Genomic DNA, 23,880 nt, shown 5'->3' with positions numbered 1-23,880 from the left:
CGCAAGGGAATGTGAAGTGGTTCTACGCTGCCGGTCGCTGCGTGGCTTGCTGGCCGTCGCCGCCGGCTGCCGCCGGCGCGCCCTGCATTGCAGGATCGGATGAGGACGCTGCCTCCTGGTAACCGTTGAGATTGAACTCGTTCGATGCCGGGGCATTGCCATCGGCAGTCTGAGCGGCCGGCGCGGCATTGGCGACGCCGTTGTCCATCGGCGCCGGTTCCGGGATGGCCGGCGCTGCGCTGTCGGCCGCCGGTGTGGCGGCGCCAGGCATGGCCGTATCCTGCGCGATGGGCTCCGGCGTTGCCGGGTCGGCGTCGATCGCGCCCGTGGTCCTGGCGCTCGATGCCTCCGTGGTGTCAGTGATCACGGTGGCAGCCAGCAACTGCTGATGGCGAACTCATCGGTCGTACCGCCGCAGGCGGTGAGCAGGACGGCGACGCTGCAGCACAGCGCGGCCTTGACACGGAATGACGAAGCGAAGGTCACAGGTTTTTTCATCAGGAAGTTCCTTACCTCAATTAAACAATGTGCCCTTTTGAGTGACGCTAACTTCCTTAGTTCAAGTCCCTCCAAGAAATTTTTCCACGTGATATCAAATCCCCACGAGACTCATCCTTTTAGAAATTAAACACTCCCATGATCTAGATCGAACCCGGCACGAAACCAAAAGTCGCGCTCAGCAGTCTTATCCCACGGCTACTTAACGCGAGGAGATTTCAATGGGCGAATACATGCAAATCCGGGGCATGCTGCAAGACGGAGAGGAATATGCCGGTCTGATCTTGGGCAAGGAAGAACCCGACTACCACCTGGTCCTGCTGCCAGGCGACTCCTCCGACGTCAGCTGGCCCACGGCCGTGGACTGGGCCAGCGGCCACGGGGGGGCGCTGCCGACGCGGCGCGAACTGGCGCTGCTGTTCGCGAACCTGCGCGAATCGTTCGAGCGCAACTGGTACTGGTCGAGCGAGCCGCACGCCACCCGCGCGCAGCTGGTCTGGGGCCAGAATTTCGCCAGCGGCATCCAGACCATCTATGGCCGGCCCTACCGCGGCCATGCGCGCGCGATACGCCGCATCAGCACAGCGGCCTGAGCCGGCAGCGCGGGCACACGGGGTCAGGGCTTCGGCACGCTGGAGCCGCCGATGTCCTGCTCCATGTTTGCCAGGTACCAGGCGGTGGCGGTCATCAGCGCCACGTGACGGCGCAGGATGTCGGGATCGACCTTGTCCAGGGTGTCGGCCGGCGTGTGGTGATAGTCGAAATAGCTCGAGGTGTCGACGACCGGCGCGAAGCTCGGCACGCCCGCGCGTTCCAGACCGGCCAAGTCGCCGGTGGCCAGCACGTCCTGGCGCTGGAACACGTTGGCGCCGATCGGCTGCAACGCCGCTTGCAGCGGCGCGAACAGCTTGACCGACTGCGGCATCACGCTGGCGCGCAGGCCGAAGGGGCGGCCGACGCCGTTGTCGCTCTCGATCGCGCCGAAGTGCTTGCCTGCGTTCGCCTGTTCGGCGGCGAGGTAGGTGCTCGCCCCGCGCTGGCCGTTCTCTTCGTTCATCCAGGCGACGAAGCGGATGGTGCGGCGCGGACGGTAGTCGAGCTTCTTGAGCACGTCGAACACGGCCATCGCGCTGGCGACGGCCGCGGCATCGTCGTGCGCGCCCGGCGACAGGTCCCAGGAATCGAGGTGGCCCGACACGATCACGATCTCGTCCGGTTTCTCGGTGCCCGGCAAGTCGGCGATCACGTTGAAGCTATCGGCATCCGGCAGGTTTTGCGGGGTCAGCACCAGCTTCATGCTCAGCGGGCCGCGCTTGGCCAGGCGCGCCATCAGCATCGCGTCTTCCGCCGTGACGGCGGCGGCCGGGATGCGCGCGTTCTCGAGCAGGCCCGACGAACCGGTATGCGGCAGGCGATAGGCGGCGCCGCCGACCGAACGCACCAGCGCGCCGACAGCGCCGAGCTCGGCCGCCATGCGCGGGCCGTTGCGGCGGTAGGCCGAGCCCTGGCCATAGGCGTGGCCGGCCAGGCCGCGATCGGCCATGTGCTGGTCGAAGGCCACGTCGAACAGGACGATCTTGCCCTTCACTTCGGCGGCGCGGCTCTTGAGTTCATCGAAACTCTTGAGCACCAGCACCGGCGCCACCAGGCCCGCGGCCGGGGTCGCGCCGGAACCGCCGAGTGCAGCCAGCACGACGCGCTGGGTCACGCCCTGCGGACGCCCCGTGTACTCGACCAGCTCGCCGGTCTCGATGCCGCGCACCCAGTGCGGCACCTTTACTGGCTGCAAGGTCACCTTGGCGCCGAGCTTGCGCATCGCTTCCGCCACCTGGGTCACCGCCGCCGCCGCGCCGGGCGAGCCGGACAGGCGCGGACCGATCAGGTCGGTCATGTCTTCGGTGCGTTGCCAGGCGTAGTCGCTGCTCATCGCCATGTCGCGGATCTTGGCGAGGGCGGCGGGATCGTTGCCGGGGCTGGCGGCCAGGGCCGGGACGCTCAGCAGTGCGGCGGCGATGACGCCCATGACGGGAAGGCGGTGGAGACGGAAGCTGCGTTTCATGCGGGGAAACCCTTGCTAGTTCGAAAGGATTCAAACGATAGCGCATTCGGCAACTTTTCGCCCCTGTTTTTTGCCGTACGTACAAGCAAACAATGCGGGCGCCGCGCTGCGCTCAGGCCCGCACCAGGCGCACCAGCGTGATCTCGGACGGCGCGCCGAAGCGCTTCGGCGGCCCCCAGTAGCCGGTGCCGCGGCTGGTGTACACCCACATATCGCGCACGCGGTTGAGTCCGGCAACGAAAGGCTGCTGCAGCGGCACGAACAGGTTCCATGGGAAGAACTGGCCGCCGTGGGTATGGCCCGACAATTGCAGGTCGAAGCCGGCCGCGGCGGCCTCCGGCGCGCTGCGCGGCTGGTGCGCCAGCAACACCTTCACGCCGACCCCGGGCGGCGCGCCATGGACGGCGCGCTGTGGATCGCTCTTGTGCTCGGGGTGGAAATGGTGGGCGGTATAGTCGGCCACGCCGGCGATCATCAGCGCGGCGCCGCCGCGCCGCCGCACCACGTGTTCGTTCATGAGCACCGTCAGGCCCAGGCGCCGCACCTCGGCGATCCACTCCAGCGCGCCGGAATAATATTCGTGGTTGCCGGTGACGAAGAACACGCCGTCGCTCGCCTGCAAGCGCGCCAGCGGTTCGGTATGCATGGCCAGGCGCTGCACGCTGCCATCGACCAGGTCGCCGGTGACGGCGATGGCGTCGGCTTCGAGCTTGTTGACCTTGTTGACGATGGCGTTCAGGTAGGGCCGCTTGATCGTCGGGCCGACGTGGATGTCCGAGATCTGGGCGATGGCATAGCCGTGCAGGTCGGCCGGCAAGTCCCGGATCGGCACGTCGACCTTCACCACCCGCGCCACCCGCCGCGCATTGACGTAGCCGACCACGGTCACGGCCAGCGCCACCAGCGGCACGGCCAGCGCGCTGCCGTGGGTAATCGCCGGCGTCAGCGCGCCGAAGGGCAGCAGCGCCAGCAACACCAGGTCGCGCAGCAGGGTGGCGACCAGCAGCGACGAGAACAGACCCATCGACAGCAGGCCGAGCCAGGCGACCAGGTTCGACCAGCGTCGCCGGCGCAGCGAGGACGACATCAGGCCGACCGGCACCAGCGCGCCGATCAGGCCCAACAGGAGGATGGCGAAGGCATTGCCGGACAGCGTCAGCCCGAGGTCGGGCAGCAGGCGCATGCCGATATAGACCAGCAACAATACCAGCAGGGAGAGGACGATGACGAAGCTTCGGCTGGGGCGCATGGCGGGATCGAATGAGGATGGTCGTGCCTAGATGGGGCGCCAGACGCTGCTTGCAAGGCAGAATGTTACCGGCTGAGATGCAGTTTTAAAAAAACTGTATTAACGAATGGCACAATCGTGCGCCGGGAATATAGTACGTCCATACCCGGTGTCGCAGTCATCATCCCGATCTCCGCCAGGGTACGAGGAAAAACCATGTTGAAATCGACAACCCTTGGTGCTGTGCTGCTGGCCGCTGTCGCGGTATCGCCGGCGGCAATGGCCGGTGATCGTGGTACGAACACGGCCGTTGGCGCGGTGCTCGGCGCCGTCGTCGGCCACACGGTCGGCGGCACCGGCGGCGCGGTCGCCGGCGGCGTGATCGGCGCGGCGGTGGGCAATTCCATCAACACCCGCGACGATCGCCGTCATTATGGCCACCACAATGGCTATAACAACGGCTACTACCAGTCGCAACCGGTGTACGTGCAGCCGCGCCCGGTCTACGTGCAACCACGCCCGGTGTACGTGGAATCGCGTCCGGTCTACGTCCAGCCGCGTCCGGTGTACGTGCAACCGCGCCCGGTCTACGTCGAACACCGCGGCCGCGGCTGGGACCGCCATGACCGCCACGATCGCCATGACCGCTGGGATCGCGACGACCGTCGCGGTCACCACCACGGCCACGGCCGCTGATCCACGCCGAGCCAATGAGCCGCGCACCCCGCGGCTTTTTTTCGTCTCCCCTCCGCTAGTCCCACGCATCGGCGCCATGCGCCAGGTTCGGGGGACACCATGTACGAAGCAGGCACCGTCATTTCGCTGGCCGGCGGCCAGTACCGCTTGCGCGAGGCGCTGGCCGGCTCGGCCTATGGCGTCGTGTGGCGCGCCGACAGCCTGCACGCCAACGGCGCCGTGGCCCTCAAGCTGGTCAACCTGGAACAGATGGCGCGCGCGCCCTCGAGCCTGCGCGCGCGCTGGCTGGCCAGCGCCAGCACCGAGATCGCCTTCCTGCGCGGCCTGGCGCCGTGGGACGGCCGCCACATCGTGCGCCTGCTCGACAGCGGCGAACACGCCGGCATGCCGGCGATGGCGCTCGAGCTGCTCGACGGCGACCTGGCCGGCCACCTGGCCCGCGAGATGGCGCTCGGCCGCACGATCGCCCCCGCCCGCGCCCTGGCCTGGATCGGCCAGGTCAACCAGGCGCTGGCCAAGGTCCACGCCAGCGGCTGGCGCTACCTCGACCTCAAGCCCGGCAACCTGTTGCTCGACGCGGCTAGCGATTCGGTCAAGCTGGCCGATTTCGGCACCAACCGCCGCCTCGACGACCTGCGCGCCCACACCTACGCCGGCACCGCCAACTGGCAAGCCCCGGAACAGTTCTTCCCCGACGCCGACGGCTACGCCACCGAGGCGCGCACCGATTATTTCGCCCTCGGCGCCCTGCTCTACTACCTGGTCTGCGCTCGCCTGCTGCGCTACAGCAGCGCCTGCGGCCAGGCCTGGCAGGCGCACGGGCGCGATGCGGCGGCCAGCCTGCTGGCCGAACGCCAGGGACGACCGGCCGTGCTGCAACCGGACGAAGCGGCGCTGTTCGCCAGCCGCCTGGGCTCGGCCGCCGCGCCCGGCCTCGCGCTGCTGCGCGCGCTGGTGGCCGAGCGTCCCGCCGACCGTCCGCGCCACGCGCTGGACATCAGCCGCGCCCTGGCGGACGCCATCTCCGCCCTGCATTCCGAATCGCTGCGGAGCGCGGCATGAAGTCCGGCACACAGCGCCCGTTCCTCGGCGCCGGCGTGGCCTGGACCCTGCTCGCGCTGCTGTGCGCCGTGCAGTTGCTGGCCCTGGTCAAGGCACCGGCCGCCTGGACCCCATCCGCGATCGCGGTGACCCTCGCGCCGGGCGAATCGGTCATGCTGGGCCGCCAGGAACTGGGCGCGCCGCGCGCCGCCGCGCGCCAGCTGGTGCTGCGGCGCGACCATGACGGCGCCTGGCTGCTGCGCAACGCCGAACCGCGGCAAGCGGTCGTGCTGCGCCGTGGCGATGCGCGCGAGCGCAGCAGCGACCTGGCGCTCGTGGTCGGCCAGCGCATCCAGGCCGGCGCGCTGCGATTGCAGGTGGTCGCGGCGCAGGCGGGACGCGTCACCCTGCATGACGGCGAACAGTCCTGGGACTACGACGGCGCCGCCGTGCGGCGCGACGGCCGGCCGCAGCCCGCCTGTCCCGACACCGGCCTGTCGGCGCGCGCGGTGGCGGCCTGGAACCGCTGGCTGCCGCAAGGCGCGAGCCTGGCCCGCCCATTGAGCCTCGGCGGCCTGCTCTACTGCGGCAACCGCATCGCCGCCGCCGCGATCGAACCGGGCGACGCCGTGCTGCTGCGCCAGGAAGACGGCCGCATCGCACTGTCGGCGCGCGGCGCCCAGCCGGTGCTGGTGTCCAGCGGCGCCGGCTGGATCGATGCCGCCCAGCGCGAGCTGCCGCTGGCGGACGTGGATGCCTTCGCCGTCGGCCGCACCTTGTTCGCGCTCGAGCACGATGGCGCCACCCTGCGCCTGGCGCCGTCGCGCCAGGTCGCATTATCGGCCGCCCCCTCCAGCCAGTTGCCGGCCGCGGTGGCCTGGCGCTGGGAACGGCGCGACCATCTCGCCCTGCGCGCGCCGCCGCCGCTGGCCTGGGCTGCGGCCGGCCTCGTCCTGCTGATGGGCCTTGCGTGCATCGCGCCCTCCCTGCGCCAGCGCAGCATGCGTTCCGATCTCGCACGCCCGCTCGCAGCCAGCCTGCTGGCCTCCGGCGCCATGCTGCTCCTGGTCACCCAGCGCACCGTCGCCGCCCCCGGCGCCGCCATCTCCCTGCTGCTGGCCTGGGCCACGCTCTGGCTCACCCTGCTTTATCCACGCCGCGCCTCGCTGCTGGCCTCCAGCGCCGTGCTGCTGCTCGGCGCCGGCCTGCTGGTGCAGCTCGAGATGGGCCTGGGGGCCGCCGACACCGCCTGGCTGCGCCACTTCCAGAACACCACCGCGCTGCTGGGCCTTGGCCTGCCGGGCGCCCTGCTGCTGCTGTCCTGTTTCGCGCGCGGCGCCGTGTCGCGCCCGGTCACCGAGCGCGTGCTGCTGGCGTTCGCCGCGCTCGCGCTGGGCGGCCTGCTGCTGCAGGTGTGCTTCGGCAGCGAGACCGGCGTGTTCGACATCCAGCCCTTCGAATTCGCCAAGTTCGCCCTGGCCGCGCTGAGCGCGCACTGCCTGGCGCTGGCCGCGGGCGGCGCGCCCCATGGCCGGCGCGACTGGCGCTTCTGGCTGCGCATGGCGGCGCCGGTGCTGCTGTTCATGTTCCTGCTGGCGGCGGCCCTGGTGCGCGTCGACGATTATTCTCCGCTGGTGCTGCTGCTGGTATGGAGCGGCGCCATGCTGCTGGCCTGGTGCGCCAGCCACGGACGGCGCGCCGCGCTGGCCTCGATCCTCGTGGCCGCCAGCCTGCTGGCGGCGGGCGGCGTGACGATGCGCGCCGGCGGCGAGCTGCTCGGCGCCTTCGGCTTCTATCCGGAGCGCTTCCAGGTCTGGAGCGAGCCGACCATCCACCCGCACACCGGCCAGCAGATGCTGCAAGGCAGCCGCGCGATCGTCCAGGGCGGCTGGCTGGGCGCCGACGGGCTGCTCGGCCTGGCGGGGCTGGGCGGCGCGGCCGGCGAGGCGCTGGCCATTCCCGCCATCCAGGACGACTTCGCCCCGTCGTTCCTGCTGCACCGCCACGGCCTGGCGGCGGGCCTGGCCTTGTGGAGCCTGCAGGCGCTGTTCCTGGCGGCGCTGCTGCGCGCCGCCGCCGGCGCCTGGCGTTGCTCGAACGAGGCCAAGGACTTCCGGCGCGCCTGGATCGGCCGCTTCCAGTGCTTCGCCCTGTGCGGCGGCGCGGCCTTCATCGCCGGCCACCTGCTGCTGTCGTGGGGCACCAACCTCGCCATGTTCCCGATCATGGGCCAGCCCATGAGCTTCCTGTCGGCGGGCGGCTCGCACCTGCTGTTTTTCATCTGCCCCCTGCTAGCGTTCGGCATGGCGAGCACCCAATTCAACGAGGAGAGTCAATCATGCCGGTCTATGTCCAACACGAAGTCCTAGGCAAGGTCCAGGATGTGTTCAACGCCGAGGCCCTGTGGCAGGCGCCTGGCCTGGCGCTGTTCTCGCGCCGTCCGCTGCTGCGCGACCTGCTCGAGCGCTCGCCGCGCGAGCAGCGCGGCCGCGCGGCCACCCGCTGCTTCTCGCACGTGACCCTGGTGCTGCCGCAGGACGAGGTCGACGACGACCGCCACCTGACCCGCGGCGCGCGCGTGCGCGACCTGGCGCAATCGCTGGCCGCCCTGCACCAGAAGGATTTCGGCGACCTGCTCGGCGGCGACGAAGTGCGCTACCACGTGCTGGGCAGCGACGACCTCGATCCGGGCGAAGTGCAGGTCAAGTTCGGCCACGCCGTCTACCTGCCGGCCCCGGGAGAACAGGTCCAGTACACGGTGACCGCCTCGCGCGACAGCGCGATCTGGCAGCAGGTGTGCGCCATCTATCCGAACCAGCGCCTGACCCTGGTCGGCCTGGACGCCGCCAACGCCACCTTCGCGGCGCCCGGCTGGCCGTTCGGTCTTGACGCCGGCCTGCTGCTGGTGAACGACGGCCCGGGCGCCCCGCTCGAACTGCAGGTGCGTCCGAAGGACAGTTTCGAATGCCGCTTCGACGCCGCCAACGGCTACTACGTCCTGCGCGGCAAGGGCGCCAGCGCTCAGCGCCTGCTGTTGAAGATCAGCCGCGCCGGCGCGGGCGCCGCCGCCCGAGCGCAGCCTGCGCCGGCCGCCAGCGCCGCGCCGGTCATGCCGAGCGCGCAGCCGCAGCGCAGCCCGGCGGTGTGGAAGTCGCGCAGCGCCACGCCGCCGGCGGCGGACCTGACCGCGATGCCGCTGGCCGCTTCGAGCCTGGTGGCCAGGCCGGCGCCGCCGACGGAACTCGACGCCACCTACGCCCCGGTCGCGCGCCACCGCATCACGCTGGCCGCGCTGGCCATGCCGCGCCTGAGCCGCTACCGCGAGACCGGCGCCCAGGCGCTCGAGGTCGGCCTGAACGCCCAGTTGCTGCCCAGCGCGCCGGGCAAGGACAGCGTCATCCGCTTCGCGGTCGACGACGCCGACGAGCTGCACGCGATCACCCCGGCCGGGCGCCAGCGCATCGCCGTGCCGTCGCAATTCGCGCCGCTCGACAACGCCAGCATTCGCCTGCTGGCGGTCCAGCAGCAACTGGCCGAGCGCTACAGCGCGCTGCTGCTGCTGCCGGACGGTCCGTCGCAGCCGGCGGCGTCGGGCACGCGCCTGACCTTCGGGCGCGGCATGCCGTCGCTGGGCGCGCTGCGCGTGCTCGACACGCCCCAATTCGTGCGCCAGGGCGACGGCGCCCCGGCCGCCAGCGCCGACCGCCTCGGCCTGTCGCGCAACGCCTTCAGCTGGGAAGCTTCCAGCGACGGCTTGCGCATCGCGCGCCTGTCGCCCACCCAGGCGCTGTACCACCTGGACGAGCAGCTGGCGCTGGTGGCCCAGATCGAGGCGGCGACCCAGGAGCAGCCTTATCTGATCCCGCCCGGCCATCACCTGGTGGCCGGACACTACGTGCTGCGCTTCGACGCCTGAGGACCGCGATGGTCACCTGGACTCAAGCGGCCGCCTACGCGCTGGCGTTGGCGCTGACCCTGTGCCTGTGCGCCCGGCTGACCCCGCGCGCCTGGTGGCGGCGGCCGAACGCGCGCGCGCTCGGCGTGCTGGGCGTCGGCACCGCGGCCGGCGGGACGTTGTTGCTGGCCATGTTCGGGACGCCCGCACCTGCGCCGCAACCCGTGCGGGCGGCCCAGGCCCAGCAGGTCTCAGGCACCGACGTGCCGGTCCCCGGCGCGCGCTACCGCGTGCACGATGCGCTCAACCTGCGCGTGGCGGGCGGGATCGGCGCCGAACGGCTGCTGGTGGTGCCGGCGGGCGCGCGCGTCGAAGCGACCGGGCGCCGCGACGGCGACTGGTGGCAGGTGCGGGCGACGGTCGACGGCGAGACGGTCGAGGGCTGGGCCAGCAGCCTGTGGCTGCGGCGGGCCGACGAGGGCCGCGTCACCGGTTCTTGATCAGTCGCGCGCGGTGCGCCAGACCTGCTGCTTGGGCGGCTCTTCGTCGCTGGGGCAATTGGTGAAACGTTGGCGGCCGTGCATCTCGATCATCTCCACATTGGTGGTCGGCGCCCGGTTGGTGATGCAATAGGTGCGCCTGCCGGTGATCACCCGCGTGCGGCGCGCGCCGTCGCCGGTGTTGTTCACCAGTTCCTCGACCTTGGGCGCTTCCCACAGCCGCGGCGGCGCCATCGCGCGCGCGTGTTCCATGCCTTCGCGCATGCGGATCTGCGGGCTATCCGGCGGCAGGACGATCAGGGGCTTGTTTTCCTTGCGCAGGGCGCGGTCGATCTCGCCAACGCTGCGCCGCGCATTGGCGAGAATCTCCGCGGCGCCTGGCGGCGCGGCGGGCTGCTCGTCCGCCGCCGCCGGAGCGGCCGATGGCGCCTCCTCGACCGGCGACGCCGACGATACCGGGGCGGGAAGGCTCCGACCTGCCGGCGTCGGAGCGGCCGCCGGTGCAGGCAGCACTTCCTTCACCGGTTCTGGCGCAGCCGGCTCGGCGCGAGGCGGCAGCGTGGGTAGCGCGGGTAAAGATACCCACTGCATCGCCTCGTCACTCCCTTCCTGCGCCGTCGAAGGCAACTTGCCGGCCATCTGCCAGGCCAGGATCAGGACCAGGTGGACCGCCAGGGTGACGCCGATGCCGGCGAGGCGATCATTGGGCGTGCCGGTCGTCGGCGCGTACGCTGGAAAGATACTGGACATAGGCCAGCAGTATAGCGAGCCAGCCAGCACGCATGCTCACCAATTCTATCCAGCGCCGGCGAATGCCCCGACCGCCGCCAGGTGCATCGGCACCGACATCACCTCGAGCAGCAGTTCGCGCAGGCCGTCCCAGACGATCTGCACGCCAAGGCACAGCAGGATGAACGCGGTCAGGCGCAGGAAGACCGCGGTGCCGGCTTCGCCGATCAGCCGCAGCAGGTGTTCGCCATAGCGGAACGCGAGATACAGCAGCACGCCGATGACCGCCAGCGCCAGCAAGGCGCCGCCCATGCGCGCCAGCGAGAACACGATCTGCACGTCGTGCAGCGCGACGCCCACCGTGATCGCCACCGCGATCGATGCCGGGCCGCAGCTGATCGGAAACGTCAACGGATAGAAGGCCTGGCGGTAGGCATGGTCCTGCGTATAGGCCTCGGCCAGCGCGGTCCGGCTGTCCAGCGTCGAAGGCGTGGCTCCCAGCAGGCGCCAGGCCACCGAGGCGAGGATCAGGCCACCGCCGACGCGCACGATGGGCAGCGAGATGCCGAAGAAGTCGAGCACATACGAGCCGACCAGCATCGATCCCGTCATCAGCCAGAACATATTGCGCGCGATGCGGCGCGCCAGCAGCGCGCGGGTCGCGGGCGACGCGCCTTCGGTCATGCTCAGGAAGATCGGTGCGGTGGCGGCCGGATTCAGGATCGGCAGCATCGTCACCAGGACGAACAGAAAACTCCTGGCCGCGGCCAGTATCAACTCGATGGTCATGAAATAGCGTATTGAAGCCCGGCCGGCGGTCGACGATTGCCGCTGGCGGGCCGGGCCACAGGCCCGGACCGCCACTGTACATCATGCCCTGGCGCCGCGGGCACACCGCTGACCAGCGCTCAACCGTGGCCGTCGTCCGCCCACCCCAGCCGCATCGGATTGAAATACAAACCCTTGACGCACTGGGTCGGCGCCACCCGCACGAAGCCGAACGCCTCGTATGCCGGCACCGCATGATTCGACGAGTTGACGGTGAAGTTGCCGTCGCCGCCACGCGCGATGGCCGCCGCCCGCGCCACGTTCCACAGCTTGCGCGCCAGGCCCCGTCCCTGCCAGCGCTTGCCGACGAACAGGTGGAACAAATGGCTGTTGTCGCGGATCGCGATGAAGCCGGCGAGCTGCCCATCGTCCAGCGCCACGTGGTAGACATGCCCCAGCGCCAGGAATTTACGCACGCCCATCTGGTCGTTCTCGGCCAGGAAGGTGGCGGCGCCCTCGCGCGTCGATTCGTGCACGATGAATTCCAGCGCCAGCTCGCGCAGCTGGGCGGCGATGGCGGGAACGAGCAGCGGAATATCGGTGTCGACCAGCGGCCTGATGTCCATGGCATGTATTGACAGTGTTGCGTGGAGCGTAAACATACCACAGCGTTGATTTTCCATAATGCAATTTCATTGACGAGCGAGCCGGCCCCGTCCTACCATGGTTCGACCATGCCGAAAGCCAGCTTCTTCGTCTTATTTTCCCCTGCCGCCGGCACGGTTCCCAGACGCCGCAAGGTGCCCCTGACGCAGCCGCTGCGCCACGCCCGCTACCGCCGCATCTGGCTCGCCAACCTGGTGTCGAACCTCGGCACCTGGGTCCAGACCTTCGCCGCGGCCTGGCTGGTGGCCTCGCTGTCGCAGTCGGCCTCGATCACTTCGCTGGTGCAGACTGCCACCTATGTGCCGGTGTTCCTGTTCGCCCTGCTTGCCGGGGTGCTGGCCGACGCCGTGCACCGGCCCAAGTTCCTGTTCTTCTGCAACCTGTTCAATGCCATGTGCGCCGGCGCGATGGCCGTGCTGGTCTGGAGCGGCAAGGTATCCAGCGGACCCGTGCTGGCGATCACCTTTTGCCTCGGCATCGGCACCGCCTTCATCTGGCCGGCCTGGCAGGCGGCGCTGTCCGGCCTGGTCGAGCCCGACGAGGTCGAAGCCGCCGCCACGCTCAACAACCTGTCGTACAACCTGTCCGCCATCCTGGGCCCGGCGCTGGGCGGCCTGCTGTTCGGCTGGATCGGGCCGGGCGCCCTGTTCCTGGCCAACGCGGTGTCCTTCATCGGCCTGCTGGCGGTCTACTGGCACTGGTGGCGCGAGGGCGCACCGCAGCCGCGCGCGCGCGAAGGCTTCGGCGCGCGCCTGCGCCTGGGCTTCGCCACCGCCTTCGGCTGCCCGCGCTATCGCCGCATCCTGCGCAATGTGTGTTCGGTCTTCTTCGCCACCATCGCCTTTGCCAGCCTGCTGCCGGTGTTTGTGCGCGACGTGTTGCACATGCGCGCCGGCGTGTATGGCACCCTGATGGGCTGCCTGGGCGGCGGCGCGGTGGCCGCGGCCTTCTTCCTGCCGCAGGTGCGGGCCCGGGTCGACCGCACCGGGCTGCTGGCCGGCGCGCTGCTGGTCTACGGCGCCATGCTGCTGGCCATGCCGCATACCCGCTCGCTGGCCCTGCTGGCGCCCCTGATCGTGTGCGGCGGCATGGCGTGGTCCGCCACCGTCTCGACCCTGAACGCGGCGGCCCAGCTGTCCTTCCCGCCGGAGGTGCGCGCGCGCACCCTGTCGATCTACCTGTTCGTGATGTCCGGCGGCTATGCGGCCGGCAGCGTGGTGTGGGGACTGGTCGCCGACGCCTGGGGCGTGCGCGCCGCGTTCGCCGCCGCCGGCGCCTGCGTGGTCATCAACGCCCTGGTCTTGCTGACGGGCGGCAGGAAACATCCGATCTGATCGTGGCTTTCATCCGTCCCGCGAGCGTGTAAAGTGGCGGTATTATCCTGATCATTCTGCCAATGCCAGTCACGCTCGCCGATTTCCGTTTCGCTCCCTGCTTCGACGTCGCGGTCGCGAGCCGCATCGGTTGCGGCCCGTCCACCCGCGCCGAGAACCAGGACAATTTCGTCGTCATCGATTTCGACGGCCGCGCCTGCCGCCTGCAAGACCAGCAGCCCTGTCGCCTCACCGTGGACGGCTGGCCGGCCGGGCACGGCCGGCTGGCGGTGTTGGACGGCATGGGCGGCCACGGCCATGGCCGCGAGGCGGCCGAGGCGCTGGCGGCGGCCTTGCTGGCGATGCCGGCCTGCTCCACGCCGGAAGAACTGAGCGAGCGCCTGGACGCCATCCACGCCGGCCTGCAGGCGCGCTTCGCCCAGGGCGCCAGCGGCGCCGGACGGCCCGGCACAACGCTGACCCTGCTCGAACTGCGGGCCAACGGCGCGCCGCTGCTGTACCACGTGGGCGACTCGCGCCTGTACGAACTCGACCCGGCGCACGCCACGCCCCTCACCGTCGACCACGTGCCGGCCACCGTGGCCGCCCTCGCCGGCCGCCTCGACGAAGCCGACTGGTGGCGCCAGGTGCACGGGCGCCATGCGCCGCAGATCGCGCAGGCGGTCATCCTCGGCAATGCCTTCGCCGACCCGACGCGCCTGTCCGATCCCCTGTTCGCCCTGACCCAGGACATTTTGCCTTGCTGGCTCGCCCACCTGGCCGACCGCCGCGCGCTGCCCCTGCGGCCCGGCGCGGCTTACCTGCTGGCCACCGATGGGTTCTGGTCGTGCGCCCAGCCGGACGGTTTCGTGGCCGGCTGGCCCAAGCTGATGCAGGGCGACGCGGATGCGGTCACCCTGGTCGAGCGCCTGTTCGCCATGTTGGAAAACGATCCACCTGCCGGCCTGCAGCCCGACAATCTGACCGCGCTGGTCGTGCGACCGCTGGCCCGCCATGCGGACGAAACCGTATTGCCGGTGGAAGCCCCCACCAACGCCACCAACTGATCTCATGCTTTAAGAAAATAATGTTGTTAATCAACGAACTTGGTGCGCCGTACGGTTCAAAAACAGCGTAAGCTTGCAATATTGATTTCGACCATTATTTAACTTGTCGCCCTGACATGAACCGCTGCCGCAATCCCGAGCATCCGCACTGCACCGTCTGGGTCATGCCCGGCGACGCCATGTGCGCGCACGGGCATGCCCAGCCCGAGGTCGACACGCAGCCAGCGCCAGTGGCCGCTGCGCCGGCAGTCGGCCTGCCGTCGAGTTTCGACGCCATCACCGCCCTGCGCAGCCGGCGCCCGACCGACATCGGGCCGGCGCCGACGCTGCCCCGGGCCAACCTGCAACGCCCGCAGCTGCACATCAGCGGTTTCGACCCGCGCGCCGCCGGCGGGCGCCAGGCGATCCGCCTCGAGCTGCGCGGCATGCCGATGGATTGCGCGCCCGAAGTGCGCATGCTGGTGCGCTCAGCCCTGCGCCTGCACGGCGGCGAAAGCTATGCCTTCCAGCGCACCTCGCGCGGCGACTGGCGCCCGTTGTTCCTCGAGTTTTCCTCGCGCGGCCTGGAACACGGCCAGTACCGCATCGAAATCGAGCTGCACAGCCATCATCGCCAGGCGCCGGAGTCGAACCGCACCTGGACCTGCTCGCCCGTGATCCTGGTGCCGCGCCAGGACGCGAGCCTGGGCGAGATCCACCAGACCTTCCTCGCCACCCACAAGAACGTGCGCGTGACGGCCGACGACGCCGGCATCGCCCGCGTGCATGCGCCGGGCGGAGGACGCATCGACATCGACGTCAGCGCGCGTAACGCCTCGATCGCCCAGCTCGACCTGGACGGCGGCAGCGGCAAGATCGACCTCGGCATGTCGACCATCGCCTGGGACGAAGACCTGATCGAGATCGACATGCCGGTCGAGGCGGCGCTGCATCCCTGCCCCGCCGCCAAGGCCTGCCTGGTGCACGCCGAGGCCGACTCGGCCACCCAGCGCCACGTGCGCCTGTTCGCGCTCGACGAGTGCGTGCTGGGCCGCTTCGAGACCATCGCCCCCGAGGCCGACCTGCTGCTGGCCCACCATGGCGAAGCCGGGGCCGACCCTGGCGGCCTGACGCGCCGCCTGTCGGGACGGCACGCCGTCATCCGCCGCAGCCGCCATGGCTTCGAGATCGAGGATGTGTCGCGCTACGGCCTGCTGCTGGACGGCGTCTGGCCCGGCAAGCACATGCCGGTGCAGCTGCGGCTCGGCATGCGGATCGAACTGACGGCCAGCATCAAGGGCATCGTCACGCTCGAGGTGACGGCCTTGATGGCGCACGCGGTGGTGCTGCACCGGCTGGACGCCGGCGCACGCGCCGAATGCTTCTACCTGATGGCGCCGGACTGCCTGCCGTCTTCAAGCAGGCACCAGCAGGCGTCCAGCATGCCGCGCGCCGCCGCGCTGCCGCTGCTGTTCCATCGCGACGGCGGCTTCTGGCAGTGCGACCGCGACAGCGGACGCGAGACCCCGCTGGCGCCGCAGGCCCAGCTGGGCCGCCTGCAGCAGGCCGGCCTGGGCATCGCGGCGCGCTTCGTGGCGCAGGCTTATCCCGAGGCGCACGGCGGCCACCGTGGCGGCGGCGAACGCCACCATCACGCGCTCACCGTCGCACTCGACGCCTGACGCCGCCTTTCGGGCGAACGCTCAACCGTGCGGCGGGATCAGGATCAGGAAGACCAGCGCGGCGCCGGCCAATAGTGCGGCCTGCAGGGCGAACACGATCGCCGGCGCCCGCAGATGTTCAGGAATCTTCATTGCTCACCTCCCGTATGCAATAAGCCCACGTTGGTGACCCCAGCTTACGCCTGCCCGCACCGCGTGCGCGCCCGATTGAGCCAAATGAGCCACGCGGCAAGTCAGTCGTGGCGCCAGGCCGCCGGCAAGGGCGGCAGCGGAATGCGTTCCGTTTCTCCGGGCACCGCCACGAAGCGGTCCGCTTCCCAATCGTGCGCCGCCTGCTCGATGCGCTCGCGGCTGGACGAGACGAAATTCCAGAAGATGAAGCGCTTGCCGTCCAGCGGCGCGCCGCCGATCACGACGAAGCGCGCGCCCTCGCGCGAACTCACCCGCACCGCCGCGCCCGGCTCGAGCATGGCCATCGTGTTGGCGGCGACCGCTTCGCCGTCGATCTCGATGGCGCCGATCGGCGCGTACAGCGCGGCCTCATCCGGCAGGCGGTCGAGCTCGATGGCGGCGCCGGCGTCGAGGTGCACGTCGAGATACAACGTGTCGGCGAAGGTCGGCACCGGCGAGGTCCGGCCCAGCGCCGTGCCGACCAGCACCCGCACCCTGGCGCCGTCGAGCTGCACCTCGGGAATCCGGTCGGCCGGCGTGTGGCTGAACGCGGCCGGCGCTTCCTCGTGTTCGCGCGGCAGCGCGGCCCACAGTTGCAGCCCATGCGTGCGGCGCTTGCGCTCGAGCAGGTCTTCGGGCGTGCGCTCGGAATGCACGATGCCGCTGCCGGCCGTCATCCAGTTGATCGCGCCCGGCTCGATGCGCTGCTCGGTGCCCAGGCTGTCGCGGTGCATGATCGCGCCCTCGAACAGATAGGTCACGGTAGCCAGGCCGATATGCGGGTGCGGGCGCACGTCATGGCGCGCGCCGGGCTCGGCCTCCACCGGCCCCATATGGTCGAAGAACAGGAAGGGACCCACCGACTGGCGCGCCGCGGCCGGCAGGATGCGGCGCACGGTGAAGCCGCCGCCCAGGTCCTTGTCGTGCGATTTGAAGAGGTGTGCGATGGTCATGGCGGACTCCTGGGCGAGAAGGCAATGCCCGACTGTACACCGGAGCTACAATTCGCGCACCACCCGAAAGCCGACGATATCGTTCGACAGCACGGACGAGAAGCCGTTGCGCAGCGCCGAGCGCAGGTAGCGCGGGTTGTACAGCCAGGAGCCGCCGCGCAGGATGCGGCGCACCTGGTCGCCGCCCAGTTCCCAGGCGCTGCCGTCGATCGGGGCGCCTTCGTAGTTGTCGTGCACCACGTCCTGCACCCATTCCCAGACGTTGCCGTGCATATCGTGCAGGCCCCAGGCATTCGGCGCGAACAGGTCCACCGGCGTAGTGCCGTGCCGGAACTCGCCGCGCGGGCCGCCGTTATAGGTGAAGCTGCCGTCGAAGTTGGCTTGCAGGGTCGAGATCGTGTCGCCGACATTGAACGCGGTCTTGCTGCCGGCGCGGCAGGCGTATTCCCATTCGGCTTCGCTCGGCAGGCGGTAGCGCTTGCCCGTCGCCTCGCCCAGCCAGGCCACGTACTGCAGCGCGTCGAACCAGGTCACGCCGACCACCGGATGCATATCGGTCTGCGGGAAACCCGGGGATTCCCAATTGACGTCGCCATGCTGTTCCCAGCCGCTGGCCTGCACGAAGGCGCGCCACTCGCCGACCGTCACCGGATAGCGGCCCATGGCGAACGCGCGCTCGATGCCGACCCAATGCTGCGGGGTCTCGCGCGCGATCCAGTTCTTTTGCGAGCCGGCCGCCATCGCGATGCGGCGTTCGTGTTCCGGCGAGCCCATCTCGAAGCGGCCGGTCTCGATCAGGACCATGGCCGGGCCGGCGCCGCTGCCGTCGACGAACGGGTCGCGCAGGATGCCGCCGGGGTCCAGCGCCGGCAGGGGCGCCGGCGCCGGTTGAGCCGGCGCGGGCTGCACGGACGCCTCCTGCTCGGCCGCGCGCGCCTTCTTCTGCTGCGCGATATACGCCGCCGCGGCCTTGGCCTGGGCCAGCTTGCGCGCGGCTTCCTCCTTGGCCGCCTGCGCCTTCGCCACCTCTTCGTCGCGCTTGGCCAGCAGTTGCTGGCGCAGTGTTTCCTTGCGCGCCAGCCGCGCCTCTTCGGCCGCCGCCCGTTCGCGCCGCTGCTGTTCGCGCAGCTGGATGCGACGCTGCTCGTCCAGCTGGGCCTGGGCCGCCGCGGCGGCTTGCGCCTCGACCTTGCGGCGCGCCGCCAGTTCGCGCGCTTGCCGCTCTTCTTCGACGCGGCGCGCCGCCTCCTGCGCGGCCAGTTCCTCGGCAGAGGGGCCGGCCGCGGCGCGGATCGCGTCCAGCAGCGCGTGCACCGTGGCCGGACGCCGCGCCGGATCGGCGGCGAAGCCGGCGCGCAGCACGTCCCACTGGCGCGCGCCGAGCGTCTCGGGCACCTGCCCGCCCGGTGCGCCGGGCAACACGCCGGTCAGGAGCTGGTGGATCATCACCGCCACCGCATACACGTCGAGCGTCGGCTCCGGCACCCGCCCCTCGAGCGCCGCCTCGGGCGCGCGGTAGCCGGCGGTGCCGGACGTCGCCGGCGCATCGAGCGGCGACATGGCGCCGCTGGCGCGGGCGCGCGCGGCGATGCCAAAGTCGAGAAGCTTGACTTCGCCCTTGCGCGTGACGAACACATTGCCCGGCTTGATGTCGCGGTGGACCAGGCGGTGCTTGCCCCAGGCGTAGTCGAGGGCGTCGGCCACCGGGTCGAGCAGCGCCAGCACGCGGGCCAAAGGCAGGCGCGACTCCCGGGCCAGCACGGCGTCCAGGTCTTCGCCTTCCAGGTACTCCATGATGATGAAGTAACTGGACGTGGCCGGATCCTGGGCCCATTCGTAGACGCGCACGATGTGCTCGTGCGCCAGGCGGCGTGCGCGCGTGGCTTCCTGGATCAGGAGTTTCGCATGGCTCGCGGCCTGGGTCAGGTGCGGCGGCAGGATCTTGAGCGCGACCTGGGCGCTGTGTCCCAGTTCGGCGTGGGTGGCGAGGTCGGTCGCCTGCCACACCTGGCCCATGCCGCCGTGGGCGATCAGGCGCTCGAGCCGGTAGCGGCGGGTCTGCGGGCCGATTTCCTGGCCCGCCATCAGGCCGATTTCGGTGCCCGGACGCGTCGTGAAATCATCGGGCGCGGGACCAATTTGCGTGCCGGGCGCCTGGGGTTCGGCGCCGGCGCGCTCGGCCGGCGTATAGGCCGCGTCCAGGATCGCGTTCTTGCGCTGGTCGAACTCCTGACGGCTCAACAGGCCGTCTTCGTGCAGCGCGCGTAGTTCGCGGATCTTGTCGATGGCAGTCTGCATTGCTATTGGATCACGCCGGCAGCGTCGCTCCGCAAGCGGCGCAGAAGCGGTCGTCGCGCCCGGCCGGGTGGCCGTGGACGCACTGGCGCGCGCCTGCGATGCCGGCGGCCAGCGCCGCCTGCGAGGTCAGCGCCGCCTTGTTCACGTCGTTCTGCATGGCCAGCAGGTCGAGCTGGTGGCGCCGGTCCTTGTCGACCTCGAGCTCGCGCCGCGCCTGTTCGGCGGCCACCCGGGCGTCGGCCAGCGCCGCGTCGACCTTGCCGGCGCCGGCCACGCCGGCCAGCGCCGTCAACTGGTCGCCATCCATGGTCGCATGCACGCGCGTTTTCAGGTAGTCGGCCAGCACGGCCGCATTCGGCGCCTCGCTGAGCGCCAGCTTGGCGGTGTCGTCCATCGCGCCCAGCGCTTCGGCACGCGCCATCGCCAGCCGCGCCAGTTCGAGTTCGTGGGCGCGGTCGGCCGCGCGCGCCGCCTCACCGATGCCGGCGCGGCGCTCGTCGGCTTCCAGGGTGACGTCCTGCATCCGCCGCGCATGCGTGGCGTCGGCCTCGATCGTGCGCAGCAGCTTTTCGTGCTGGGCCTGGGCATCGGCGCGGCCGGCGCCCCGGCGCACGCTTTCGATGCGCTGGCGCGCCTGTTCGTCTTCCCATTCCTGCGCCCGCTCGGCCTCGCGCCGGCGCGCTTCATTGGCCAGCTTCAGGGACTGGAACGTGGCCTCGTGCCCGGCCTCGTCGATGTCGCGCAGGCGCCGCGCCGCTTCTTCTTCGCTCGCGCGCAGCCGTACGAGCTCGGCGCGCTGGCGCGCCGCGTCCTCGATCTGGCGCGCCTGCTCGATCTTGTTGCGGATCTGCTGTTGCAGCAGTTGCTGGGAAAAGCGCTGCTGCGCCAGCTGGCGCGCCTGGGTGGCTTCTTGCTGCGCGCTCGCGATCTCGGCGCGCATGCGCACGCCGGCCAGCGCCCGCAGGTGCCGCCACTCGGCCGCCTCGTCGGCGCGCTGCGCGTTCTTGTGCGCCATCTCGTGCTCGAGTTCGGCCAACACCTCGGCCGCGCCATTGGCCAGCGCCTGCTTGCGCGACCCTGCCTCGAGGATGCGGCCGTATAGTTCGATCTGGCGCGCCCGCACGCCATGCGCGCGGTCGGCGCCCTGCAAGGAAAGTTCGGCGCGCGCGATGGCGTCATCCTGGCGCAGCTCGGCGCGCCGCAGCCGCAGCCGCCCTTCTTCTTCGCTGCGCTTGATGCGCTGCCATTCCTCGGCCGTGTACAGCTCGTCGAGGTGGCGGCTGTGCGCCAGCTGCACGTGCTTGTCGTCCGCGGCCAGCCACAGGCTGCCGATGCGGGCCCGGTTGGCGTCGTATTTGTCGTGGCGCAGCTCGAAGGTCTCGACCGCTGTCACCGCCAGGCCGTAGCCGGCGAGAAGCGTCTTGAGGCCGCCCTGCAGGCGCTGGTCGAGCTGCTCGCGCAACTGTCCATTGGCCGCCAGTTCGCGGATCGAGCGCGCGCCGATGAACTCGAGCGCGAGCTGGCGCACCGGATGCGACAGCAGCTCACGCAGTTCGGCAGCGCCGATCGTGCCCGGCATGGTCATGAAGTGGCGCGCGAAGGCCGGCACGTTCTCGATCCTGACACTCACCGAGAAGCGCAGGGCGACGTCGAGATGTTCGCAGGTCGGGATGTCGTCGAACTCGAACGGCACCGCCAGCGCGCCGGTGCGCGTGACGAGGATCTCGGCGTGCTGGTCGCGCAGCAGGTGGTTCAGGCGGGTGAAGAAGCCTTCGATCTCGTATTCGCCCTGCGGCACCTCGGTGGCCTTGTCGCCTTGCAGGATGAAGCCGCGCGCCGTGGCCGGCACGCGCAGCGTCTTGACGAACAGGCCGGAGAGTTCACGCACGCCGAAGAACACGGCCAGTTCGTCGGGGCCGGGCACCCAGCGGTTCTCGACCAGCACCGGCTTGTTGCGCGGCGCGCCCAGGATCACGCCGCAGCCGGCGCAATAGCGCGCCTCAGGCGCGTTCTTGCACTCGCAGCGCGGGCAAGCGGCGCTTTTTACTGCGAACATCTGCAACATATCCGACTCCGTTCTGTCCTGTACTTCTTGTCACTACCAAAGCAAACCTGCCGGTCCAACCATTGGATTTTAGCAGGGCCATGCCTGCGGCACGGATCGCTCCCGTGCGCAGGGTGCGATCCGGTCAAACAAATCAACACGCCTGCTAGATGATCCCGATCCGCTCGACGCAGGCCAGGCTGGCGCCGCGCGCGCGCAGGGCTTCGCGCAAGCCCTGCGGCAGGGCGGTTTCCCACTCCTTCGGCAGCAGGACGCGGTCGCCCGGGCCGGCCTCGCGCGCGATCAGCGCGCATTTCGGCGCCAGCGCCTCGACCGCCTCGACCCGTCCCGCATGCCAGGCGCTGGAGCTGCCGGTGGCGATCACCCGGCCGCGCGCCAGGAATTCGCGGCCGCGCGCCATGCGGTCGGCCATCACCAGCGCCAGCTGGTAAGAGTCGCCCGAAAAGCGCGGCTCGCCGAAACGCACCGTGGTGCGCCACTGGCCCTGGCCGCGGCCGTCGAAGTGGCGCGATCCGGCCAGCACCGCCGCCACCTGGGCCTGGCGCACCGCATCCACGTCCGGCACGCTGACCGGATCATCGTCGTCGCGTCCGGCCCTGGCCAGCGGCCGCACGCTGACCTCGACCCAGCCCAGGCCATCGTGTTCGCCGCCGCTGTGCAGCGGGAACCAGGCGCGCGCGCTCGAGATCCCGGCGCCAGGATCGGGCTGGCCGTTCAGCGCGCCCAGGTGCGCCAGGGCGTCGGCGCCGCCCAGCAGCACGCCGTCCGGGGCGCCGGCCAGCCTGCGGCCGTCGATCCGGCCCAGGTGCCAGGCGTCCGACCAGCCGTTGGCCACGACCTCGCGCCTCGGCGCAAAGACGTCGCGCACGACGCGGTCGGCCAGCACCGCCGCCAGTTCCCAGTCGCGGTCGCCGTCGGCCGGCGCCCGGTCCAGGCTCAGCACCACCTGGTCGCGGCTGTCGAAGCGCGGCTCGGTGTGACGCGCCAGGCGCACCACCTGCTGCATGCGCTCGGCCACGGCGGGCGCGCCCGGCACGCTGCACTTGACGTCGGCGCGCCCGGCGCGCGGGCGGCGCGTGGCGGTGATCGTCAGCATGCCGCCGTCGGCGGCGATGCTGCGGCACTGGACCGCGTTCGCGTCTGCGCTTGCGCTCATGCCTCCTCCAGCTCCACGTCGCGCGCCGTGACGGCGCGCCGCGCGCCGGCCTCGGTCTCGAGATTGGCCACGATGCGGTCGGCCTCGTCGAACAGGGCGTCGAGCGGGCCTTCGCCGGCCACCTTCAGGCGCGCCAACAGCGCCCATGCCTCGTCGAGCGCGGCGGCGGCGCGCCGGCTGTGGCGCGCGCGCCGCAACTGCTCTTCCTGCGCCAGCGGCTGGCCGGGGGCCGCCAGTTCCAGGGCCGGCATGGTGCCGACCGCCAGGCTGACCAGGTCGAGCCGGCGCAGCAGTTCCTGATGCTGGCGGAAGCGTCCCTGGTCGGCCGGCATCACCGCCATGCGCACCGCGCACATCAGGCACGGAAGCTCCAGGAACAGGCGGCGCAGCGCGCGCGCATCCTCGCAGGCGGGAACGAACGCTTGCTGCGGCGCCGGCGCAGCCGCCAACTCTTCCCTGGCCGCGGCGGACGGATGGACTGCATCGAGCCGCGCGGCCAGGCGCGCGTCGAGCGTGGCCGCATAATCGCGCGCGGCGCCCAGGTCGACCGGCACGCAATCGTCGACCGTCACGCCGAAACGGGTATACATCAACTGGTTGAAACCGGTGCGGAAGGCATTCCACTCTTCCAGGGTCGTGCAGGGAGGCAGCTCCAGGTTGCCCTGGGCCAGCTCGCGCTGCAGCGCGGTCTGCGCCAGTTCGACGAATCCTGTCAACTCGACCATGCAGCCGGCCTCGCTGGCCAGGAACAGGTCGAAGCGCTGGTGCGTGGCGCGCGGGTCGCTGGCGTCGATCGCGAAGTGCACCCGCAGGCCGATCTCGGGCGCGCCGGCGAACGGCACGAGCTCGCACGCATAGGGGCCGGGATGGACGCACCATGCGGTTTCACCCTCGATGGCGGCGATGCGGCTGCCGGCCGCCTGGCGCCGGCTGCGTCCACCCCGGTCGACCAGCACGGCGGCGCAGCCCGGCGGGACGGTGAGGCCATTCGGCGCCGGCAGCGCGATCGCCGCGCTGCCGAGGCGCGTCGCGTCGAATTCCGGTTGCCGCAGCGGCCGCAGCGTGTTCTGCAATGTACTCTTGAACAGCGAACCTAGCATCATCGTCCTTCCGGGT

Annotated in this window: 21 protein-coding genes; 9 read left to right on the top strand and 12 right to left on the bottom strand. The window is 70.6% G+C overall.

Features of this window, described 5'->3' with window-relative positions:
* Positions 1–22: 22 nt before the first annotated feature.
* The gene (locus KY496_RS02920; protein ID WP_219863798.1) at positions 23–367 is read right to left on the bottom strand and encodes a hypothetical protein; all 345 of its coding nucleotides are present in this window, start codon (positions 365–367) and stop codon (positions 23–25) included.
* On the bottom strand, positions 364–498 hold the full coding sequence (locus KY496_RS27285) for a hypothetical protein (RefSeq protein WP_267877517.1): 135 nt from the start codon (positions 496–498) through the stop codon (positions 364–366). Before KY496_RS27285 ends, KY496_RS02920 begins: the two co-directional genes overlap by 4 nt.
* A 221-nt stretch (positions 499–719) precedes the next feature.
* On the opposite strand from KY496_RS27285, the gene KY496_RS02915 reads away from it, so the two are divergent.
* Positions 720–1,091, top strand: coding sequence for a DUF1566 domain-containing protein (locus tag KY496_RS02915; RefSeq protein WP_005670069.1), 372 nt, complete (start codon positions 720–722; stop codon positions 1,089–1,091).
* 23 nt (positions 1,092–1,114) lie between these two features.
* Here KY496_RS02915 and KY496_RS02910 read toward each other — a convergent pair whose 3' ends face one another.
* Both KY496_RS02910 and KY496_RS02905 read right to left on the bottom strand, forming a co-directional pair.
* Positions 1,115–2,557: a M20/M25/M40 family metallo-hydrolase gene (locus KY496_RS02910; RefSeq protein WP_219863796.1), complete on the bottom strand. Its 1,443-nt coding sequence runs from the start codon at positions 2,555–2,557 to the stop codon at positions 1,115–1,117.
* Between the two features lie 112 nt (positions 2,558–2,669).
* On the bottom strand, positions 2,670–3,806 hold the full coding sequence (locus KY496_RS02905; RefSeq protein ID WP_219863794.1) for a metallophosphoesterase: 1,137 nt from the start codon (positions 3,804–3,806) through the stop codon (positions 2,670–2,672).
* Between the two features lie 195 nt (positions 3,807–4,001).
* On the opposite strand from KY496_RS02905, the gene KY496_RS02900 reads away from it, so the two are divergent.
* From KY496_RS02900 to KY496_RS02880, 5 genes are all read left to right on the top strand, one after another.
* A complete protein-coding gene (locus tag KY496_RS02900) occupies positions 4,002–4,481 on the top strand; it encodes a hypothetical protein (protein WP_005670065.1) in 480 nt (159 codons plus the stop codon).
* Positions 4,482–4,580: 99 nt separating this feature from the next.
* Entirely contained in the window at positions 4,581–5,543 is a 963-nt protein-coding gene (locus KY496_RS02895) for a protein kinase (RefSeq protein WP_219863792.1), read from the top strand.
* Entirely contained in the window at positions 5,540–7,891 is a 2,352-nt protein-coding gene (locus KY496_RS02890; protein ID WP_219863790.1) for an FtsW/RodA/SpoVE family cell cycle protein, read from the top strand. The genes KY496_RS02895 and KY496_RS02890 overlap by 4 nt, the downstream gene beginning before the upstream one ends.
* Complete coding sequence (locus KY496_RS02885) at positions 7,861–9,438, top strand: hypothetical protein (protein WP_219863788.1); 1,578 nt, start codon at positions 7,861–7,863, stop codon at positions 9,436–9,438. Before KY496_RS02890 ends, KY496_RS02885 begins: the two co-directional genes overlap by 31 nt.
* 8 nt (positions 9,439–9,446) lie before the next feature.
* Complete coding sequence (locus tag KY496_RS02880; protein WP_219863786.1) at positions 9,447–9,917, top strand: SH3 domain-containing protein; 471 nt, start codon at positions 9,447–9,449, stop codon at positions 9,915–9,917.
* Here the strand turns inward: KY496_RS02880 and KY496_RS02875 are convergent, their stop codons facing one another.
* From KY496_RS02875 to KY496_RS02865, 3 genes are all read right to left on the bottom strand, one after another.
* Entirely contained in the window at positions 9,918–10,667 is a 750-nt protein-coding gene (locus KY496_RS02875; RefSeq protein ID WP_184237694.1) for a hypothetical protein, read from the bottom strand.
* Positions 10,668–10,712: 45 nt separating this feature from the next.
* On the bottom strand, positions 10,713–11,435 hold the full coding sequence (locus tag KY496_RS02870) for a MarC family protein (protein ID WP_184237697.1): 723 nt from the start codon (positions 11,433–11,435) through the stop codon (positions 10,713–10,715).
* A 119-nt stretch (positions 11,436–11,554) separates the two neighbouring features.
* Positions 11,555–12,040: a GNAT family N-acetyltransferase gene (locus tag KY496_RS02865; RefSeq protein WP_071363138.1), complete on the bottom strand. Its 486-nt coding sequence runs from the start codon at positions 12,038–12,040 to the stop codon at positions 11,555–11,557.
* 108 nt (positions 12,041–12,148) lie between these two features.
* Here KY496_RS02865 and KY496_RS02860 point away from each other — a divergent pair, with 108 nt between their 5' ends.
* The 3 genes from KY496_RS02860 (at position 12,149) to KY496_RS02850 (ending at position 16,121) form a co-directional block, all read left to right on the top strand.
* Positions 12,149–13,414, top strand: coding sequence for an MFS transporter (locus KY496_RS02860; protein WP_219863784.1), 1,266 nt, complete (start codon positions 12,149–12,151; stop codon positions 13,412–13,414).
* A gap of 62 nt (positions 13,415–13,476) precedes the next feature.
* Positions 13,477–14,460 (top strand): PP2C family serine/threonine-protein phosphatase, encoded by a 984-nt coding sequence (locus KY496_RS02855; RefSeq protein WP_219863782.1) that lies wholly within the window; start codon positions 13,477–13,479, stop codon positions 14,458–14,460.
* A gap of 116 nt (positions 14,461–14,576) precedes the next feature.
* A complete protein-coding gene (locus tag KY496_RS02850) occupies positions 14,577–16,121 on the top strand; it encodes an FHA domain-containing protein (RefSeq protein ID WP_219863780.1) in 1,545 nt (514 codons plus the stop codon).
* A 233-nt stretch (positions 16,122–16,354) separates the two neighbouring features.
* Here KY496_RS02850 and KY496_RS02845 read toward each other — a convergent pair whose 3' ends face one another.
* From KY496_RS02845 to KY496_RS02825, 5 genes are all read right to left on the bottom strand, one after another.
* Positions 16,355–17,245: a pirin family protein gene (locus KY496_RS02845; RefSeq protein ID WP_219863778.1), complete on the bottom strand. Its 891-nt coding sequence runs from the start codon at positions 17,243–17,245 to the stop codon at positions 16,355–16,357.
* Positions 17,246–17,290: 45 nt separating this feature from the next.
* Positions 17,291–19,543 carry an SUMF1/EgtB/PvdO family nonheme iron enzyme gene (locus KY496_RS02840; protein WP_219863776.1) on the bottom strand — a complete coding sequence of 751 codons (2,253 nt, stop codon included), beginning with the start codon at positions 19,541–19,543 and terminating at the stop codon, positions 17,291–17,293.
* A gap of 10 nt (positions 19,544–19,553) precedes the next feature.
* On the bottom strand, positions 19,554–21,608 hold the full coding sequence (locus KY496_RS02835; RefSeq protein WP_005670043.1) for a hypothetical protein: 2,055 nt from the start codon (positions 21,606–21,608) through the stop codon (positions 19,554–19,556).
* A 145-nt stretch (positions 21,609–21,753) separates the two neighbouring features.
* A complete protein-coding gene (locus KY496_RS02830; protein WP_219863774.1) occupies positions 21,754–22,764 on the bottom strand; it encodes a hypothetical protein in 1,011 nt (336 codons plus the stop codon).
* On the bottom strand, positions 22,761–23,867 hold the full coding sequence (locus KY496_RS02825) for a hypothetical protein (RefSeq protein ID WP_081589987.1): 1,107 nt from the start codon (positions 23,865–23,867) through the stop codon (positions 22,761–22,763). The genes KY496_RS02830 and KY496_RS02825 overlap by 4 nt, the downstream gene beginning before the upstream one ends.
* Between the last annotated feature and the right edge of the window lie 13 nt (positions 23,868–23,880).

Source organism: Massilia sp. NP310 (assembly GCF_019443485.1).
Classification (GTDB): domain Bacteria; phylum Pseudomonadota; class Gammaproteobacteria; order Burkholderiales; family Burkholderiaceae_D; genus Telluria; species Telluria timonae.
This window is presented reverse-complemented; position numbering and strand designations above follow the sequence as displayed.

Bases quoted from the DNA above. Each gene is read 5' to 3' on its own strand.
- KY496_RS02885 (WP_219863788.1), top strand. From the start codon at position 7,861: ATGCCGGTCTATGTCCAACACGAAGTCCTAGGCAAGGTCCAGGATGTG.
- KY496_RS02830 (WP_219863774.1), bottom strand. From the start codon at position 22,764: ATGAGCGCAAGCGCAGACGCGAACGCGGTCCAGTGCCGCAGCATCGCC.
- KY496_RS02890 (WP_219863790.1), top strand. From the start codon at position 5,540: ATGAAGTCCGGCACACAGCGCCCGTTCCTCGGCGCCGGCGTGGCCTGG.
- KY496_RS02870 (WP_184237697.1), bottom strand. From the start codon at position 11,435: ATGACCATCGAGTTGATACTGGCCGCGGCCAGGAGTTTTCTGTTCGTC.
- KY496_RS02895 (WP_219863792.1), top strand. From the start codon at position 4,581: ATGTACGAAGCAGGCACCGTCATTTCGCTGGCCGGCGGCCAGTACCGC.
- KY496_RS02855 (WP_219863782.1), top strand. From the start codon at position 13,477: ATGCCAGTCACGCTCGCCGATTTCCGTTTCGCTCCCTGCTTCGACGTC.
- KY496_RS02850 (WP_219863780.1), top strand. From the start codon at position 14,577: ATGAACCGCTGCCGCAATCCCGAGCATCCGCACTGCACCGTCTGGGTC.
- KY496_RS27285 (WP_267877517.1), bottom strand. From the start codon at position 498: ATGAAAAAACCTGTGACCTTCGCTTCGTCATTCCGTGTCAAGGCCGCG.
- KY496_RS02845 (WP_219863778.1), bottom strand. From the start codon at position 17,245: ATGACCATCGCACACCTCTTCAAATCGCACGACAAGGACCTGGGCGGC.
- KY496_RS02875 (WP_184237694.1), bottom strand. From the start codon at position 10,667: ATGTCCAGTATCTTTCCAGCGTACGCGCCGACGACCGGCACGCCCAAT.
- KY496_RS02835 (WP_005670043.1), bottom strand. From the start codon at position 21,608: ATGTTGCAGATGTTCGCAGTAAAAAGCGCCGCTTGCCCGCGCTGCGAG.
- KY496_RS02900 (WP_005670065.1), top strand. From the start codon at position 4,002: ATGTTGAAATCGACAACCCTTGGTGCTGTGCTGCTGGCCGCTGTCGCG.
- KY496_RS02865 (WP_071363138.1), bottom strand. From the start codon at position 12,040: ATGGACATCAGGCCGCTGGTCGACACCGATATTCCGCTGCTCGTTCCC.
- KY496_RS02910 (WP_219863796.1), bottom strand. From the start codon at position 2,557: ATGAAACGCAGCTTCCGTCTCCACCGCCTTCCCGTCATGGGCGTCATC.
- KY496_RS02860 (WP_219863784.1), top strand. From the start codon at position 12,149: ATGCCGAAAGCCAGCTTCTTCGTCTTATTTTCCCCTGCCGCCGGCACG.
- KY496_RS02905 (WP_219863794.1), bottom strand. From the start codon at position 3,806: ATGCGCCCCAGCCGAAGCTTCGTCATCGTCCTCTCCCTGCTGGTATTG.
- KY496_RS02880 (WP_219863786.1), top strand. From the start codon at position 9,447: ATGGTCACCTGGACTCAAGCGGCCGCCTACGCGCTGGCGTTGGCGCTG.
- KY496_RS02840 (WP_219863776.1), bottom strand. From the start codon at position 19,543: ATGCAGACTGCCATCGACAAGATCCGCGAACTACGCGCGCTGCACGAA.
- KY496_RS02915 (WP_005670069.1), top strand. From the start codon at position 720: ATGGGCGAATACATGCAAATCCGGGGCATGCTGCAAGACGGAGAGGAA.
- KY496_RS02825 (WP_081589987.1), bottom strand. From the start codon at position 23,867: ATGATGCTAGGTTCGCTGTTCAAGAGTACATTGCAGAACACGCTGCGG.